Origin of the sequence: Methanoregula sp. (assembly GCF_002835825.1) — an archaeon.
Classification (GTDB): domain Archaea; phylum Halobacteriota; class Methanomicrobia; order Methanomicrobiales; family Methanospirillaceae; genus Methanoregula.
This window is the reverse complement of the sequence record NZ_PIZH01000702.1, coordinates 1-1113: the sequence shown is the minus strand read 5'-3', so window position 1 is coordinate 1113 and position 1113 is coordinate 1. Positions and strand designations below refer to the sequence as shown.

Sequence of the window (1113 nt, the reverse complement as noted above, 5' to 3'; positions counted from 1 at the left end):
ACAAAACCGGGTATCCGGCCAAAGAAGGTTCCGGGGGGCATGGGCAACCATCAGGCCGACCCAGGCACCGATTCCGACAGGAGAGACCGCAACCGCCGTGACCGCTGTCGCTATCCCGATGACAATTAATTTGTATCGCTCCGGACTGACACCCATCGTACGTGCCTCGTCATCGCCCATCGAGAGGATATTGAGTTTCCACCCCATCGCCCAGAGAATGATGAAACCGATGATAACGACCGGGGCGATGACCTGTACATCCTTCCAGGTCGCATAATAGAACCCCCCCATCATCCAGAACACGATCTCCCTGAGTGCGGCATCGGTAGAGAGATATTTCAGGAGAGAGACCAGCGCTGCAAAGATGGACCCTACAATAACTCCGGCAAGGATGAGCGTGACGATAGGGGTCTCCCCCCGTACACGGGCGAGCAGGTAAGCAATGGCAACTGCAAGGGCCCCGAATGCAAACGCGGAGAGTTGAAGCGAGAAGAAGATTGCGGGAAACACAATCCCGAGGGCTGCTCCGAATGCCGCTCCCGATGAGACGCCGAGGATATATGGCTCGACAAGAGGGTTCCTGAAAACACCCTGGAAGACCGCCCCGGCAATAGCTAAAGCGCCCCCGACAAAGACCGTAAGCAGGATCCGCGGGACTCGTATGTCCCAGATAATGGTGTTATTGAGTTTTTCGATAGTTGTCGTATCCCCGAAGGTGAGGTGCACAAAGATAGTCCTGTACACGTCCATGACGGTAAACCCGTATTTCCCCATTACGACAGCAATAATTGCAGTAAATACGAGGAGGACGGCAATACCGATCAGGATGAGGATCTTGCGGTATTCGGAGAATCCACCGACATCCTCATAGCCCAGTTTTTCCAGAAGGTGTTTCAAACGTTCGGTCCCTGTTGTCATGATGAACTCCCCAGATAGTCGATTCTTAAAAAAAAAGTGGTTCCAGAAGGAAGCTGATTTCTTTGTTTCGCCGGCATTCTGGTAATGGCATTCAACAAAGTATCCTGCATGATTTGTATAAATTACTACGTAATTAATTATATGTGTTACTAATTGATAATGAGATGCCGGTTGAAATCCTGATTACTATTATTC

Annotated in this window: 1 protein-coding gene; it reads right to left on the bottom strand. The window is 50.7% G+C overall.

The window, feature by feature from the left end:
- The coding region (locus tag CW742_RS14540; protein WP_292421617.1) for an iron ABC transporter permease at window positions 1–918 on the bottom strand (918 nt) is incomplete at its 3' end.
- Window positions 919–1113: the final 195 nt, after the last annotated feature.